The organism is Flavobacterium lacisediminis (genome assembly GCF_025909975.1).
GTDB classification, from domain to species: domain Bacteria; phylum Bacteroidota; class Bacteroidia; order Flavobacteriales; family Flavobacteriaceae; genus Flavobacterium; species Flavobacterium lacisediminis.
Window position 1 is genome coordinate 67495 of sequence record NZ_JAPCIO010000005.1, and the last position, 16559, is coordinate 84053.

General features: G+C 31.3%; 18 protein-coding genes. 14 read left to right on the plus strand and 4 right to left on the minus strand.

Features of this window, described 5'->3' with window-relative positions:
* Position 1 precedes the first annotated feature (1 nt).
* Positions 2-619, plus strand: coding sequence for a hypothetical protein (locus tag OJ995_RS08525; RefSeq protein WP_264369031.1), 618 nt, complete (start codon positions 2-4; stop codon positions 617-619).
* A gap of 49 nt (positions 620-668) precedes the next feature.
* Here the strand turns inward: OJ995_RS08525 and lysA are convergent, their stop codons facing one another.
* On the minus strand, positions 669-1874 hold the full coding sequence (lysA, locus tag OJ995_RS08530) for a diaminopimelate decarboxylase (RefSeq protein ID WP_264369032.1): 1206 nt from the start codon (positions 1872-1874) through the stop codon (positions 669-671).
* A 236-nt stretch (positions 1875-2110) separates the two neighbouring features.
* Between lysA and sucC the strand changes: the two genes are divergently transcribed.
* The 5 genes from sucC (at position 2111) to priA (ending at position 8362) form a co-directional block, all read left to right on the plus strand.
* Positions 2111-3304 (plus strand): ADP-forming succinate--CoA ligase subunit beta, encoded by a 1194-nt coding sequence (sucC, locus tag OJ995_RS08535; RefSeq protein ID WP_264369033.1) that lies wholly within the window; start codon positions 2111-2113, stop codon positions 3302-3304.
* 122 nt (positions 3305-3426) lie between these two features.
* Positions 3427-4284, plus strand: coding sequence for a carboxylating nicotinate-nucleotide diphosphorylase (gene nadC / locus OJ995_RS08540; protein WP_264369034.1), 858 nt, complete (start codon positions 3427-3429; stop codon positions 4282-4284).
* 3 nt (positions 4285-4287) lie between these two features.
* Positions 4288-5211, plus strand: coding sequence for a YihY/virulence factor BrkB family protein (locus OJ995_RS08545; RefSeq protein WP_264369035.1), 924 nt, complete (start codon positions 4288-4290; stop codon positions 5209-5211).
* Positions 5212-5231: 20 nt separating this feature from the next.
* On the plus strand, positions 5232-5795 hold the full coding sequence (locus OJ995_RS08550) for a chalcone isomerase family protein (protein ID WP_264369036.1): 564 nt from the start codon (positions 5232-5234) through the stop codon (positions 5793-5795).
* A gap of 116 nt (positions 5796-5911) precedes the next feature.
* Complete coding sequence (gene priA / locus OJ995_RS08555) at positions 5912-8362, plus strand: replication restart helicase PriA (RefSeq protein WP_264369037.1); 2451 nt, start codon at positions 5912-5914, stop codon at positions 8360-8362.
* On the opposite strand, the gene OJ995_RS08560 is transcribed toward priA, so the two are convergent.
* Positions 8359-9054, minus strand: a complete 696-nt coding sequence (locus tag OJ995_RS08560; protein WP_194096146.1) for a LytR/AlgR family response regulator transcription factor — start codon at positions 9052-9054, stop codon at positions 8359-8361. The genes priA and OJ995_RS08560 overlap by 4 nt on opposite strands.
* Before the next feature lie 150 nt (positions 9055-9204).
* Between OJ995_RS08560 and rpsF the strand changes: the two genes are divergently transcribed.
* The 7 genes from rpsF to OJ995_RS08595 all read left to right on the plus strand — a co-directional run bounded on the left by rpsF (position 9205) and on the right by OJ995_RS08595 (position 14281).
* Positions 9205-9546, plus strand: a complete 342-nt coding sequence (gene rpsF / locus OJ995_RS08565) for a 30S ribosomal protein S6 (protein WP_008253663.1) — start codon at positions 9205-9207, stop codon at positions 9544-9546.
* A gap of 2 nt (positions 9547-9548) precedes the next feature.
* Complete coding sequence (gene rpsR / locus OJ995_RS08570; protein ID WP_008253655.1) at positions 9549-9845, plus strand: 30S ribosomal protein S18; 297 nt, start codon at positions 9549-9551, stop codon at positions 9843-9845.
* Between the two features lie 60 nt (positions 9846-9905).
* Positions 9906-10349: a 50S ribosomal protein L9 gene (gene rplI, locus OJ995_RS08575; RefSeq protein ID WP_264369038.1), complete on the plus strand. Its 444-nt coding sequence runs from the start codon at positions 9906-9908 to the stop codon at positions 10347-10349.
* A 73-nt stretch (positions 10350-10422) separates the two neighbouring features.
* Positions 10423-10896: a DUF6495 family protein gene (locus tag OJ995_RS08580; RefSeq protein WP_264369039.1), complete on the plus strand. Its 474-nt coding sequence runs from the start codon at positions 10423-10425 to the stop codon at positions 10894-10896.
* A 2-nt stretch (positions 10897-10898) separates the two neighbouring features.
* Positions 10899-12890: an NAD-dependent DNA ligase LigA gene (gene ligA, locus OJ995_RS08585; RefSeq protein ID WP_264369040.1), complete on the plus strand. Its 1992-nt coding sequence runs from the start codon at positions 10899-10901 to the stop codon at positions 12888-12890.
* On the plus strand, positions 12883-13587 hold the full coding sequence (locus OJ995_RS08590; protein WP_264369041.1) for a hypothetical protein: 705 nt from the start codon (positions 12883-12885) through the stop codon (positions 13585-13587). Before ligA ends, OJ995_RS08590 begins: the two co-directional genes overlap by 8 nt.
* On the plus strand, positions 13568-14281 hold the full coding sequence (locus tag OJ995_RS08595; protein WP_264369042.1) for a hypothetical protein: 714 nt from the start codon (positions 13568-13570) through the stop codon (positions 14279-14281). The genes OJ995_RS08590 and OJ995_RS08595 overlap by 20 nt, the downstream gene beginning before the upstream one ends.
* Here the strand turns inward: OJ995_RS08595 and OJ995_RS08600 are convergent, their stop codons facing one another.
* Together OJ995_RS08600 and OJ995_RS08605 are read right to left on the minus strand one after the other, a co-directional pair.
* Positions 14282-15196: a bifunctional metallophosphatase/5'-nucleotidase gene (locus OJ995_RS08600; protein WP_264369043.1), complete on the minus strand. Its 915-nt coding sequence runs from the start codon at positions 15194-15196 to the stop codon at positions 14282-14284. It lies immediately after the preceding gene.
* Positions 15197-15205: 9 nt separating this feature from the next.
* Complete coding sequence (locus OJ995_RS08605; protein WP_264369044.1) at positions 15206-15994, minus strand: 5'-nucleotidase C-terminal domain-containing protein; 789 nt, start codon at positions 15992-15994, stop codon at positions 15206-15208.
* 45 nt (positions 15995-16039) lie between these two features.
* On the opposite strand from OJ995_RS08605, the gene OJ995_RS08610 reads away from it, so the two are divergent.
* Positions 16040-16558: a DUF6913 domain-containing protein gene (locus OJ995_RS08610; RefSeq protein WP_264369045.1), complete on the plus strand. Its 519-nt coding sequence runs from the start codon at positions 16040-16042 to the stop codon at positions 16556-16558.
* Position 16559 lies beyond the last annotated feature (1 nt).

Genomic DNA, 16559 nt, shown 5'->3' on the forward strand with positions numbered 1-16559 from the left:
TATGAAAGCTGATTTAAACGGAACTTGGTTGTTTGTTAAAACAGGAGGTGATTACGGGAAAACAGATTTAATTGAATTTGATAATGATGATATTCTTCATTTTACTTTAGAAAGAAGTGATGATTTGTTTCTCCATAAAGTGAGAAATCAACTTTGGAATGAAAAGCTAAATGAAGAGGATTTTAAATTTCTGAATCCAAACAGAATTAGATTATTTAGAAAAGGAATTAAAAGAGCTGTTAGTAATTTTAATGAAGCATCTACTTCAACAGAATGCATATTTGAATTAGATTATGAGAGATTGTTTCCAACTCAAACGGATTTATCAGAAGAAGAAATACAACTTTTGAAATTCGATTTTTCCTGGAATAATAATAAAAAGATTATTGTTTTTAATGATATATTAGATTCTCGTGTAATTCAAGAACTCAATAAAAGCATGAATAGAATTGGAAGTAGAATCCTATTAGAGAGATTTAATGAAACACTATTTCTTTCATTTTATGATGATATTTATGTAGATTTTCAAATACCAATTAAATATGTTGATTCTGAAATTATGGTTCTTTATGGATTTCCAAATGAACCTTATGAAGTAACTTGTACTGTTAAAAAATAAAAACCCGAATAAATAATCAATCCGGGCTTTTCTTTACTTAACAAAAAAACTAAATTTCAATCATTATTTGATTTCTCAAAATATCATCAAACGTTTCGCGTTCTCTGATTAAGTGACCTTTTCCGTCTTTCCATAGTACTTCGGCTGGTTTTAGTCGTGAGTTGTAGTTAGATGCCATTGAAAAGCAATAAGCACCCGCATTTCGGAAACATAAAATATCACCTTCGTGAATTTCTGTTATTCTTCGGTTGCTAGCAAAAGTGTCGGTTTCGCAAATATAACCTACTACCGAATAGTAACGTTCTTTCCCTTTTGGGTTAGATATATTTTCAATATGATGTTGCGCACCATATAACATCGGACGAATCAAATGATTGAATCCAGAATCAATTCCAGCAAAAACTGTCGAAGTAGTTTGTTTTACTACATTTACTTTTGCTAGGAAATAACCAGCTTCGCTTACCAAGAATTTTCCGGGCTCAAAAGCTAAAGTTAATGGGCGACCATATTCTTTTTCGAAAGCTATAAAGCGTTTTGTTAGTTTTCTTCCGAATTCTTCTATATTAGTTTCAATATCACCTTTTTTGTAAGGAACTTTGAATCCGCTTCCAAAATCGATAAAATCTAATGCTGGAAAATTTTTAGCAGTTTCGAATAGGATTTCAGCTGCATATAAAAACACTTCCACATCTAAAATATCAGAACCGGTATGCATGTGAATGCCATTGATGTGCATTTTCGTATTTTCAATAATTCTCAAAATATGAGGCAATTGATGAATCGAAATCCCGAATTTACTATCAATATGTCCCACTGAAATATTCGCATTTCCACCCGCCATAACATGTGGGTTGATTCGAATACAAACAGGAATGTTTGGATGTTTTGTTCCAAATTGCTCCAATATCGATAAATTATCAATGTTGATTTGAACCCCTAAAGCCGCTACTTCTTCAATTTCTTCCATCGAAACACCATTAGGAGTGTAAATAATGTCTTTTGGGTCAACACCTGCATGTAATCCCAGTTGCACTTCTTGTAAAGAAACAGTATCCAATCCAGAACCTAAACTTTTTAAGTATTTCAAAACAGAAACATTCGATAATGCTTTAACGGCATAATGCACCTTAAAACGTTCTACTTTGCTAAATGCATTTTGTAATCGGTTGTATTGAAAGGCAATTTTTTCCGCATCATATACATATAACGGACTTCCAAATTCTGTTGCTAATTGTTGTAATACTTCTGGTTTCATTGTTATTTAATTTGATGCAAAAGTAAATCAATATTAATTCAATGCAATTTTTAAAACAATTATTAACAAAAAATAACAAAATGTTTTATTTATAACATTTGAAAATATTTTATCTTGCACTTTTAATAAGAATATGTATATCAAATTCCCAAATTAAACGAAAAAAAGTTAGTCCATTAAAAATTACTTTGCTATTTTTGTGGCACTTTTTTAAACAAGATAAACGCATAACAATTATGAACATACACGAATATCAGGGTAAAGAAATCCTAGCTAGTTATGGAGTACGTGTTCAACGTGGTATTGTTGCAAACAATCCAGTTGAGGCGGTAGCTGCAGCAAAACAATTAACTACAGAAACAGGTACAAGTTGGTACGTAGTAAAAGCACAAATCCATGCTGGAGGTAGAGGAAAAGGTGGAGGAGTTAAGTTAGCTAAAAACTTAGACCAAGTAACTGAAATTTCTGAGCAAATCATCGGAATGCAGTTAATTACACCACAAACTCCACCAGAAGGAAAAACAGTTCACAAAGTTTTAATTGCTGAAGATGTTTATTATCCTGGTGAAAGCGAAACTTCTGAATTCTATGTTTCTGTTTTATTAAACAGAGCTACTGGACGTAATATGATTATGTATTCTACAGAAGGTGGAATGGATATCGAAGAAGTTGCTGAGCACACACCACACTTAATCTTTACAGAAGAAATTGATCCAGCTTACGGATTACAAGGTTTCCAAGCTAGAAAAATTGCTTTCAATTTAGGTTTATCTGGAGATGCTTTCAAAGAAATGGTGAAATTTATCGATGCTTTATACAAAGCGTATATCGGTTCTGATTCATCAATGTTTGAAATCAACCCTGTATTAAAAACATCTGACAATAAAATCTTAGCAGTTGATGCTAAAGTAAATATCGACGATAACGCTTTATTCAGACAAGCAAAATATGCTGAGATGAGAGACGTTAGAGAAGAAAATCCAATCGAAGTAGAAGCTAAAGAAGTAGGATTAAACTACGTAGATTTAGATGGAACTGTAGGTTGTATGGTAAACGGAGCTGGTTTAGCAATGGCTACTATGGATTTAATTAAGTATGCAGGTTTTGAACCAGCTAACTTCTTAGACGTAGGTGGAACTGCTGATGCAAAACGTGTTGAAACGGCTTTCCGTATTATCTTAAAAGATCCAAACGTAAAAGCTATTTTAATTAACATTTTTGGTGGAATCGTTCGTTGTGACCGTGTTGCTCAAGGTGTTGTAGATGCTTACAAAAACATGGGTGACGCTATTACAGTGCCAATCATCGTTCGTTTACAAGGAACAAATGCAGAAATTGCTAAAGAATTAATCGATAATTCAGGTATGCCAATTTTATCGGCAGTTCAATTCCAAGAAGCAGCTGACCAAGTTAAAGCAGCTTTATCTTAATCGAATTTTAAATTCAATCATAAAGAAACTCTCAGATTTATCTGGGAGTTTTTTGTTTTTACAGGCTCAATATTTTTTAAACTTCAAAGGATTTCTTACATTAGCAATTCAATTTACAAACCATGATTTCAGAAGTGCAATTTCAAAAAGAATTAGAGTTAATTATTAGTAATGCCATTCGTGAAGATGTTGGAGATGGCGATCATAGTTCACTTGCATGTATTCCAGCTTCAGCTCAAGGAAAAGCGAAGTTATTAGTTAAAGATGAGGGAATTATTGCTGGAGTAGAATTTGCCAAAATGATTTTTCATTATGTAGATAAAGACATGAAAGTGGAAACTTTTATCAATGATGGTGAAAGAGTAAAATATGGTGATGTTGTTTTTCATGTTTCAGGAAGTTCGCAATCTATTTTAAAAGCAGAGCGTTTGGTGCTGAATTCGATGCAACGTATGAGCGCTATCGCAACAAAAACCAAAATGTTTGTTGATTTATTAGAAGGAACAAATTCTAAAATTTTAGATACGAGAAAAACCACACCAGGAATTCGTGCCATCGAAAAATGGTCAGTGAAAATTGGTGGAGGTGAAAATCATCGTTTTGCGTTGTACGATATGATTATGTTGAAAGACAATCACAACGATTTTGCAGGTGGAATTCCGCAAGCGATTGCTAAGACAAAGCAATATTTGATTGATAATAATAAAGATTTAAAAATCATTGTTGAAGCCAGAAATTTAGAAGAAGTTCAACAAATTTTAGATGCTGGCGGTGTTTACCGAATTTTATTAGATAATTTCGATTACGAAACGACTAAGAAAGCAGTAGCTATGATTGGAGATCAAAGTTTGACAGAATCTTCAGGAAACATCAATGAAAAAACCATTCGCAATTATGCAGAATGTGGAGTGAATTATATTTCTTCTGGTGCATTAACGCATTCAGTTTATAATATGGATTTAAGTTTAAAAGCAATATAAATTATGTCCGAAGAAATAGAAAATAAACTCAATAAAATTCCTGTTGTAAAGCAATTGGTTGCAATTACCAAAGCCATAAAGCTAAAAACTTTAGAAGGATTGTCGCTTTATGATATTTTGGAACTTTATGTTTTGGGAATTTTCAAAGGCGCTTTTTCATACAGGGCCAGTTCTATTGCGTTTAGTTTCTTTATGGCGTTATTTCCATTTGCTTTATTTATTCTGAATTTAATTCCGTTTATTCCGTTAGAGAATTTTCAAGCCGATTTTTTAGAGTTTGTAGAAGAAGGTGTTCCGCCTAATACTTATGACGCTATTGAAGCTATTTTGAGAGATATTATGGAAACCAGTCATCAAGGCTTACTTTCATCAGGTTTTATTTTGTCTATTTTATTGATGACCAATGGTATTAATGCTATTTTGGGCGGATTTGAAATGTCAGCTCACATTACTATTACTAGAGGTTTTTTTAGACAATATTTTATTTCTTTAGCCATTTCTTTAGTGTTGTCTATGATTTTATTAATTACAGTTGCAGCTATCGTTATTGCTGAGGTAATGATTCAAAAGATTAACATTAGAGGTTATGTTGCTGATGTTTCAGTGATTGAATGGAGTAGGTATGGATTTATACTTTTAATGATTTTAATCACAACTTCAATATTATATAAGTTTGGAGCAAAAGAAACTTCAAGTATTGCATTCATTAGCTATGGTGCGGTTTTTACCACCATTTTAATTGTGCTTTCTTCTTATATTTTTGGAATATATGTAACTAAATTTGCTAAGTATAATGAGTTGTATGGTTCAATTGGTACACTTCTTGTATTAATGTTTTACATCTGGATAAATTGCATGGTTTTGTTACTAGGTTTCGAATTAAATGCAACTATTTCAAAATTGAAAAGAAAAAATTTATATATTTAACCAAACTAAAAAAATAAATTATGAGAAAACAAGTTATTACATTTTTAATGTTGATTGCAACTGTATTTACTGTAAATGCACAAAAAACTGTAGCAGGAGTTAAGGTAGATGCTAAAATGAATTTAGAAGGTCAATCTTTAGTATTAAACGGAGCTGGAACTCGTGTTAAAATGTTTATGGACATGTATGTTGGAGCTTTATATTTAGAGAAAAAAAGTACAAATGCTTCTGAAATCATGAACAGTAAAGAAGGAGCTGCTATCAAATTAAACATCGTTTCAGGTTTGATTACTTCTGAAAAAATGGTATCAGCTATTAATGAAGGTTTTGAAAATTCAACAGGTAAGAAAACAGCACCATTAAAAGCTAAAATTGATAAATTCAAAGGTTTCTTTAAAGAAGAAATTAAAAAAGGTGATGTTTTCATTATTATCAATGTGCCAAACGAAGGAGTTGTTGTTTACAAAAACGGAGTTAAAAAAGGAAGCATCGATGGACAAGATTTCAAAAAAGCTTTATTCGGAATTTGGTTATGCGACAAACCAGCTGATAAAGACTTAAAAGACGAAATGTTAGGGAAATAATTCTAACTAAAAATATAAATCAAGCGTTCTCATTCGAGGACGCTTTTTTTATTGTAGTTGTTCATCTTTTCTCTTTTTTCTTTTCTCTATTCTCTTTTTCAAACTATATTTGTTCTATGCTGTATTTTATCGAAGTCGTTTTACCGTTGGCTGTTTCTAAAACCTTTACTTATCAGGTTTCGGAAGCTGAATTTCACTACATTCAAATTGGAATGCGAGTGGCAGTTCCATTTGGTAAAACCAAGATTTATACCGCATTAGTTTTAGATAAAAACAACACACCACCTCAATTATACGAAGCCAAAGAAATTCATCAAATTTTAGATGAAAAACCTGTTGTGAATCTTCATCAAATTGAGCATTGGAAATGGATTGCTTCTTATTATATGTGTTCGCTTGGTGAAGTGTTTCGAAGTGCATTGCCTTCAGGTTATATTTTGGAAAGTGAAACGATTATTTCGGCAAGAGAAAATGCGGAATTAGATTCGGATGATTTAAAGGATGATGAGTATCTAATCTTAGAAGCTTTAAAAAGCCAATCTTCGATTACGGTTCAAGATGTGATTAAAATTTTGGGTAAGAAAACGGTTTTTCCTATCATAAATCGATTGTTAGCAAAAGGAGCTTTGGTGTTGCAAGAAGAAATTTCGGAACAATACAAACCCAAGTTGGTTCGCTATATCAAATTGCATGAATCTTTTTTACAACAAGAACAATTAGCCGAGTTATTGGAAGTGTTATCCAAAGCCAAGAAACAACGCGAATTGGTTCTACATTATTTCCAATTACAAGCTCGTGAAAAAGCACCAATTTCCGTAAAAAAACTTATCGAAACTTCCGGAAGTTCTGCAGCTATTGTAAAGTCCTTAGTTGATAAAACGATTTTCGAAGAATATTATATTGCGCAAGATAGAGTTGCTTTCGATAAAGAAGACGATAGTCAATTCATGTTAAGTGAAGCGCAACAAGTAGCTTTCGATAGTATTCAGGAAAATTTTAAAACCTTTGATGTAAATTTATTACACGGCGTTACGGCTTCAGGTAAAACCGAAATTTATATCAAACTATTAGAGCAATATATTAAGGAAGGAAAGCAAGTTTTGTTTTTATTGCCAGAAATTGCTTTAACTACTCAATTAGTGCAAAGATTAACAGCTTATTTCGGAAATGAAGTTGCCGTTTTTCATTCAAAATATACAAATAACGAACGGATTGAAGTTTGGAATCAAGTCTTAGAAAATTCTCCAAAAGCTAAAGTGGTTATTGGTGTTCGAAGTGCTTTGTTTCTTCCATTTTCAAATCTAGGGTGTATTATTGTAGATGAAGAACACGAACAAACATTCAAACAAAACGATCCAGCACCAAGATATCATGCCCGCGATGCTGCTATAGTTTTAGCGAAGCAGCACGGAGCAAAAGTAGTTTTGGGAAGCGCGACTCCATCTTTGGAAACCTATTATAATGTGCAATCCAATAAATACGGTTTAACTGAATTGAAAGTGCGCTATGGAAACGTTGTTTTGCCTGAAATCAAATTGGTCGATTTGAAAGACAAATATTTCAGAAAGAAAATGTCGGGGCATTTTTCTGATGAATTATTGGAAGAAATTACAGAAACCTTATCGAAAGGAGAGCAAGTTATATTATTTCAAAACCGAAGAGGATTTTCGCCTTATGTGGAATGCATGACGTGTGGTCATGTGCCACATTGCCCAAGTTGCGATGTAAGTTTGACGTATTACAAATTCAAAAATCAATTGCGTTGTCATTATTGTGGTCATTCGATTGCGAATCCTACGCATTGTCACAGTTGCCAATCGGTAGATTTAACAACTAAAGGTTTCGGAACGGAACAAATTGAAATGGAATTGAAAACCCTTTTTCCAGAGAAAAATATCGGAAGAATGGATCAAGATACCACACGAGGAAAATTTGGCTTCGAAAAAATTATCGATTCCTTCAAAAATAGAGAAATTGATGTTTTGGTAGGAACGCAAATGTTAGCCAAAGGTTTGGATTTTGATAATGTAACTTTAGTTGGGATTCTAAATGCCGATAACTTATTAAACCAACCGAATTTCAGAGCCTACGAAAGAGCTTATCAAATGATGATGCAAGTTTCGGGTAGGGCAGGACGTTCGGAGAAAAAAGGTAAAGTAGTTATTCAAACGTATAATCCATATCATAATACCATCCAGCAAGTTTTGGGTAATGATTATATGGGAATGTATAAAGAACAAATTTACGAACGCCAGAATTTCAAATACCCGCCTTTCTTTAGATTAGTGAAACTTACTTTGAAACATCGTGATTTTGATAAACTGAAAGAAGGTTCTATGTGGATTTATAACGTGTTGTCTCAAAATTTAGATATGCCAGTTTTAGGTCCGGAAGAGCCAGCTATAAATAGAATTCGAAATGAATACATTCGCACGATTATGATTAAAATTCCAGTTCAGAAGCATTTGGGCAATACCAAAAAAAATATTGCGAAAGTGCTCATGAGTTTTGAAGCAGTTCCGCAATATCGTGCTATTAAGGTAAAAGTTGATGTCGACGTTTATTAAGCGTTTTCGATTGCTTTTACAATTTCTTCTTTCTTGTTACGACTCAAAGGAATTTTCGTATTTCCAATTTCAGCAAACTTACTATTGAATTTTTCGACTCTATCTAAATTGATAATATAAGACTTGTGTACTCGAATGAATTTACCTTCTGGAAGTTCTTTTTCAAAACCTTTCATAGTTGATAGTACCAAATGACTTTCATCGTCGGTAACCACTTTGATGTAATCGCCATAGGCTTCAATCCATTTAATTTTAGAAACATACACTTTAAGTTTCTTTAAATTGCTTTTTATTACGATACTATCGCCATGTTCTTCATGATTTTCGTAACGTAGCGCATGAAGTTCTGTTGCTTTCTTTACTGCTTTATTAAAACGTTCTTTAGAAATAGGTTTTTGTAGAAAATCAGTTGCTTCATAATCAAAAGCTTTTACTGCGTAATCTGCTTTTGAAGTAATGAATATAATTTGTGGTTTGGTTTTTAGTCCGTCTAATAAGTCGAAACCGTTAATTAGCGGCATCTCGATGTCTAAGAAGATTAAATCAATAGTGTTATTGTTGATACAATTCTTTGCCTCAAGAGCATTGGCAAAATCTCCTACTAAGTTTAATAATGTTGATTCGTTAACTAATTTTGTGATGGTAATTCTTTGAATAGCACTATCATCTACAACGATACAATTCAACTTCATGGGCATATATTTTTATAGTTTGTTAAAAGTAGAACAATTATTACAACTACACAAGTTTTTTTATGTAAAAATTAATAATTGGTTATGCTTGTAATTTCAAATAAAAGTATTATTTTTGCACCCAATTTTATAACAATAAATATAAAGATTATGAATCATTATGAAACTGTTTTCATCTTGAATCCCGTTTTATCTGAGCAACAGGTAAAGGAAACAGTAAGCAAGTTTGAAGATTTTCTTACTTCTAAAGGGTCTGAGATGGTATCGAAAGAAGATTGGGGCTTAAAAAAATTAGCTTACGAAATTCAACACAAGAAAAGTGGATTTTACCACTTATTCGAATTCAAAGCGCCAGCTGAAATTATTATTGCATTTGAAACTGAATTCCGTCGTGACGAGCGTGTTATGCGTTTCTTAACTGTGTCTTTAGACAAACATGCAATTTCTTGGGCAGAAAGAAGAAGAGTTAAATTAAAAGCTAAATCAAACTAATCATGTCTACATTAGAGCAATCTGCAAAAGGTAAAAAAGACGGAGATATCAGATATCTTACGCCTTTAAACATAGATACAAACAAAACTAAAAAGTATTGTCGTTTCAAAAAATCAGGTATCAAATATATCGATTATAAAGACGCAGACTTTTTATTGAAATTTGTTAACGAGCAAGGTAAAATTTTACCAAGACGTTTAACAGGTACTTCATTAAAATACCAAAGAAAAGTTTCTGTAGCTGTTAAAAGAGCTCGTCACTTAGCTTTAATGCCATACGTGGCCGATTTATTAAAATAATATCAACTAAGTTGTTGGTTTCCGTTAAGGAACCTAACTTCTAATTAAAAGGACAACAACATGGAACTTATCTTAAAACAAGACGTTCAAAATTTAGGATTTAAAGATGACGTAGTAACTGTGAAAAACGGATACGGACGTAACTTCTTAATCCCTCAAGGTGCAGCTATTTTAGCTACTCCTTCTGCTAAAAAAGTTTTAGCTGAAAACTTAAAGCAAAAAGCACACAAAGAAGCTAAAATCGTTGCAGATGCAAAATCTTTAGCTGAGGCTTTAAAAGCTTTAGAAATTAAAATTACTGCTAAAGCAGGTGGTGATAAATTGTTTGGTTCAGTTACTAACGCTAACATTGTAGAGGCATTAGAAGCTAACGGTCATTCAATTGATAGAAAATTCATCACAAGTGGTGTAGTAAAACGTGTAGGTAAATATACTGCAAGCGTAAGATTACATAGAGATGTTATTGTTGATTTACCATACGAAATCGTTGGTGAAAAAGCATAATTTTTCTTAAAATATAAATTAGCTCCGATTTTATCGGGGCTTTTTTTTTATCTTTACTTTATAAAATTACTACATGAAGTACGCAAGATTAACCAAAGAGCAATTAGAAGAATTACATCCAGAATTCATTACTTTTTTAGCAACACAATCTATAGATAAAAAGGAATGGGATGAAATTAAACAAAATAAACCTCACATTGCTGAACAAGAAATCGATGTTTTTTCCGATATGATTTGGGAAAAAGCATTGACGAATGTAACTCACATTGATCATTTTTCTAAAAATTACATTTTTCTTTTTAAATGTATGCAAGATGCGGTTTTTTCTTTCGTAATTAAAACCAATAATCCACAAATTGATTTTGTTTCTGCCGATGGAATTCACTGGTTATCTGAAAATTTATTTTCTGATGATGTGGAAATTACAAGAGGTAAAAAAGATTTGTCAGAAAATAGAAATGAATCATTGTTTGAAATCATCAAACAAGGTGGAATCATCAGCAAAGGAGAATTGTTTACTAAATTAGACAGCTTAATCAATCAGTAAATATGAACGTTTTAGATACTATTAAAAATTTAAGAGACGAATTAAATCAGCATAATTATAATTATTATGTGTTGGATAAACCAACAATTTCTGATTTTGAATTTGACCAAAAACTAAAACAATTACAAGATTTAGAAGCACAACATCCCGAGTTTTTTGATGAAAATTCACCAACTCAAAGAGTAGGAGGAATGGTGACCAAAAATTTCGAGACTATTAAACATGAGTATCGTATGTATTCGTTGGATAATTCCTATTCAATCGAAGATTTACAAGATTGGGAAACCCGAATTCAAAAAGTTTTAGGTGATGTTCCACTGGAATATACTTGCGAATTAAAATACGATGGGGCATCAATAAGTATTTCGTATGAAAATGGTCGTTTAGTACGTGCAGTAACGCGCGGCGATGGTTTTCAAGGCGATGATGTAACCAATAATATCAAAACGATAAAAGCAGTTCCCATTCATTTAAAAGGTGATTTTCCTGAAAAATTTGACATTCGTGGAGAAATCATTCTTCCGTTTGCCGGATTTGAAAAAATGAATCAAGAATTAATAGAAATTGGCGAAACTCCTTATTCAAACCCAAGAAATACCGCTTCCGGAAGTTTAAAGTTGCAAGATAGTGCCGAAGTAGCGAAACGTCCTTTAGATTGTTTGTTGTACTTCGTAATTGGAAATAATTTACCATTTAAAACCCAATTTGAAGGTTTGCAAAAAGCAAGAGATTGGGGATTTAAAGTGCCAACACAATCTAAATTAGCTAAAAACTTAAGCGAAGTTTTTGAATATATCAATTATTGGGATAAACACCGTCACGATTTGCCTTACGAAACAGATGGTGTGGTAATTAAAGTCAATAATTTACAACATCAAGATGAGTTAGGTTATACTGCAAAATCACCTCGTTGGGCAATGGCGTATAAGTTTAAAGCCGAACAAGTGACTACGAAATTAAATTCGATTTCTTACCAAGTTGGGCGTACAGGTGCTATAACTCCGGTTGCGAATTTAGAACCAGTTCAATTGGCTGGGACTATTGTAAAACGTGCTTCTTTACACAATGCTGACCAAATCGAAAAATTAGATATCAGAATAGGTGATGAAGTTTTTGTTGAAAAAGGAGGCGAAATTATTCCAAAGATTATAGCAGTAGCGCAAAGAGGAAATCAAGCGGAACCTACGAAATACATCACGCATTGTCCAGAGTGCCAAACAGAATTAGTTAGAAGTGAAGGTGAAGCGAATCATTTTTGTCCAAATTTCTATGGCTGTCCACCTCAGATTATTGGAAGAATTCAGCATTTTATCACCCGAAAAGCCATGGATATTGATGGTTTGGGAGGAGAAACAGTTGCTTTGTTATTCAATGCAGGTTTAGTTACTAATTATGCCGATTTGTATGAGCTAAAAAAAGAGCAAATCATTCCGTTAGAACGAATGGCAGAAAAATCTGCTGAGAATTTAATTAACGGAATTGAAAAATCGAAAACCATTCCTTTTGAGCGTGTTTTATATGCTTTAGGAATTCGATATGTAGGCGAAACAGTTGCAAAAAAGTTAGCTAAGCATTACAAATCAATTGATGCAATTGCTCAAGCTAGCATCATGGATTTGATTTTAGTTGATGAGATTGGCGATAAAATTGCACAGAGTGTCGTACAATTCTTTGAAAATCAAGAAAATATTCGTATTATTGATAGGCTTAAGAGTTATGGAGTTCAATTAGAATCTGGAGAAGAAGATGTTTTACTTTCTGAAAAGTTGAAAGGAAAGACATTTGTAGTTTCAGGAGTTTTTGAAATTTACTCAAGAGACGAACTCAAAAAAGCGATTGAAGATAACGGCGGAAAAGTAGGAAGTTCTATTTCATCAAAAACCGATTATGTAATTGCTGGAGATAACATGGGGCCTTCAAAACTAGAAAAAGCGAATCAATTAAAAATTGCAATCATAACAGAATTAGATTTCAAACAAATGATAAATGATTAAACTAAATTCGGCTTTATTACTTTATTTTATTGCTATTATATTATTTGTAATAGCATCAATTTTTGGTAATGAAAATTTAGAACTTTTTAGTAAGCCTATGATTATTCCATCCCTCTTCTATTATTATTATATTAGAGTAAGGGGTAGGATAAATTTTTTGTTTTCATTTTCTATTTTATTATATTTTATTGGAGAAATAATTCTTTTAATTAATAAAGATGCTTTTTTTTTCGAAGGATTTGCATTTTTTTTGATTCCTTACTTTATCATAAGTTATTTTCTTTTTCAAGATTTTCGTTATTATATTAAAAAGAAAAAAATTCAAATTAATAATTTTTCATTTTATGTAATTATTATTCTCTTTATTTATATTTCTATTAATATGATTTCTTTATTAAAAGATGATGGTTCGGTAAAAATGATAATTTACTCATTGTTTGGGATTTTATTGTTTTTTATGGGTTTGTTAGTTGGGATTATTCAAATTAACTGTGCAAATAGGACCGTCTTATTTTCTTCTTTAATGGTTACTAGTTTTATCATTTCAGATATTTTTTATATTTTTTTTACAAGAATTCCTGATTTTTTATTTTTAAAAGTTATTTATCATTTACTTCAAGAATTGACTTTTTATTTTTATTTTTCTTATTTTATTAGTAGAACAAATTTTAAGATATATGGAAAATCCTTTATTTAAAATTGATAAAAGTATTGATGCTAAAGCAAGTGCAGCATTATATGTTTACTTTATAGCGTATTTGTGTTATTTGTTTTTCTTTAGAATTTATGATGATTTAGATATTGCTTTGATATTTAAACCTATAATAGTTCCAAGCATAGCTTTTGCTTATTTTTTCATTACAAAGTCACCAAAAATATACCTTAATTTAGGTTTGTTTTTAGTCATTTTCTTAGCGGATAACCTAATTTTACTTGAAGAAAGAGATATTAAGGTTTTTTCAACTTATTTGTATTTAATTGCTATTGCAATTTTGTTTAGTTACGTAGTAACTGATTCTAAACTCTTTAAAAGAAACCAATTTTTACAGAATAATTTCAAGTATTTTATTATTTCTTACTTAGTTTTAGTGATACTTTACAAAGTAGCCAGTATGACTTTAAATGTAGAATTTAAAGAGTTTTTTGTAGTAATTGGATATATTGTAATGTTCTTAATGGTTTTGATTTTAAGTATTTACAATGCTTTGCGATTTAAGTCTATTGCATCACGATTTTTATTGTTAACAATACTTTGTCTGTTTTTTTCGGATGTCTTTATAGCATTGAACAAATATTACAGTAAAAATGATTTGTTTATTTACATTTCTTGTATCTTCGAAATCCCAACCTATTATTTTCTTCTGAAGTATTTATTGCACAGAGAAAAGTAATTACACAATAATATTCTTTGTTTGATTGTGATGCAATTTATCGTTAGATAAGTAGAAATCAATTCGTCCTAAATTTACACCAAAACATCCCACTTGATTAATCAAAACCTCTTTTCCTTCGCTATTTTTTTCAATTACAGGTTTGTCTAAAAAAGTATGGGTGTGACCTCCAATAATCAAATCAATGTTTTTAGTCTTATGAGCCAATAGAATATCACTTGGTTTCTCCGGTTCGTCTTTGTACTTGAATCCTAAATGGGATAAGCAAATTACCAAATCACATTTCTTTTCTTCTTTTAAAATCCGGGTCATGTCTTGCGCTACTTCAATTGGATTGTTGTAAACGGTTTCTTTATAAAGTTTCTTATCAACAAGTCCGTCTAATTGAACGCCTAATCCGAAAATCCCAATATTAATTCCGTCTTTAATAATGATTTTATAAGGTTTTACAATTTCATTCAAAACCGTATTTTTAAAATCATAATTTGCTGATACAAAATCAAACCTTGCATGAGGTAATTGGGCATAAAAACCATCAATTCCATTGTCAAAATCGTGATTTCCCATTGTGGCAACATCGTATTGCATCATGCTCATTAATTTAAATTCCAATTCGCCACCATAATAATTGAAATACGGAGTTCCTTGAAAAATATCACCAGCATCTAATAAAAGCACATTTTTTTCTTCTTTTCTAATGCTTTCAATAATCGCAGCTCTTCTAGCAGCTCCACCCATGTTTGGGTTTTTTGGATGATCAATAGGAAATGGATCGATATGACTGTGCGTATCATTCGTATGTAAAATGGTAATCTTCTTGGTTTCTAATGTAGAAAAACTACTTAAACTTACGCCTGATAAACCAAGTAAAGCCGAACTCGCAGCTGTTTTTTGGATAAAATCTCTTCTCTTCATAGCTAAGTATTATTCTAAAATTATTTTTTCGGTTGTAATGTTCGGAATCGTATCTACTTTCTTGAAATAATCAATCATCATATTTCGAAGTTTGTATTCCATGTCAAATTTGATTTTACTTTCTTTAAAAAAAGTCATGTTGTCGCCTCCATTCGCTAAATAATCAGAAGTTCCCACATAATAAATTCGATTTTCATCTAAAGGTTGATTGTTTATTTCAATCTTATTGATTGCTAAAGTATTTTTATCAATATAGATTTTCATTCCGTATAAAGGATGTGGCTTCTTTTCTTTAATGATGTATTCGGCTAACGTTTTAATTTCTTTTCCGGTAAGTCCTACAATGATTAGGCTATTTTCAAAAGGCATTACTTCAAAAGCAGTTCTTGTAGTAACATCTCCTTTAGGAATAACCGCTCTGATGCCGCCGTGATTAAGTAAACAAGCGTCAATAGTTTTATTTTCTCTTTTTTGAAAAACTGGATTTCCAAGTTCAAAAGTAATTTCGGCTAATAAGTTTCCGATATTCGATTGCCAAGTTCCTTTACTTTTGTCTTGTGTTTCAGGACAGTATGCTAAAACACTATTCAAATCTTTGTTGATGTTATCACTGTAAGGTTTCACGTAATTTGTAATGGCTTCGTTTTCCCCTTTTTCATTGGTAACACCTATTTTTTTTCCTTCAATTTTAGTGGTTTGATAAGAAGAAGTTGATTTACAGGATATAATGAGATTAAATGTTAATAATATAACAAAAAACCGAAAAGATATTGTATTCTTTTTTACATTTACAAGCATAACAAAAGCTTAAATTTTTAATTTTGTCGAATAGGTAAAAATACTATGTTTTATAATATTATAAAGAACTTTTTTCTAAAAAAAAATGTTACTAAAAGGTTAGCAACTCAAAATGCGTTGGCATCAAATGATAAAGTAGTAACTGTTGGAATTTTAGTTGATGAATCTTATTTCTCAGAAACAGCTCAATTAGTTGAAAGAATAGCTTCGCAAGGAATTGATGCTAGCAATATTTCGATATTAGTTTATAAAGATAAAATCAAGAAAAAAGAAGAGCCAAGCGAGCCTTATTTATCCTTAAAGAATATTTCGCTTTCGGGAGAAATTGATAAAAAAGAAGTCAATGATTTTATAGAAACTCCTTTTGATTTGTTAATCAATTATTACGATGTGAATAAAAGTGGACTTTTGTTATTGTCAACTAAATCGAAGGCTAAATTTAAAGTTGGATTTGACACGGTTGACAAAAGAGTCAATCATTTTATCATAAAAACTCTTGTTGAAAATTATAATGAGTTTGTTTTAGAACTGTTTAAGTATTTGAAAATTTTAAATAAAATATAAG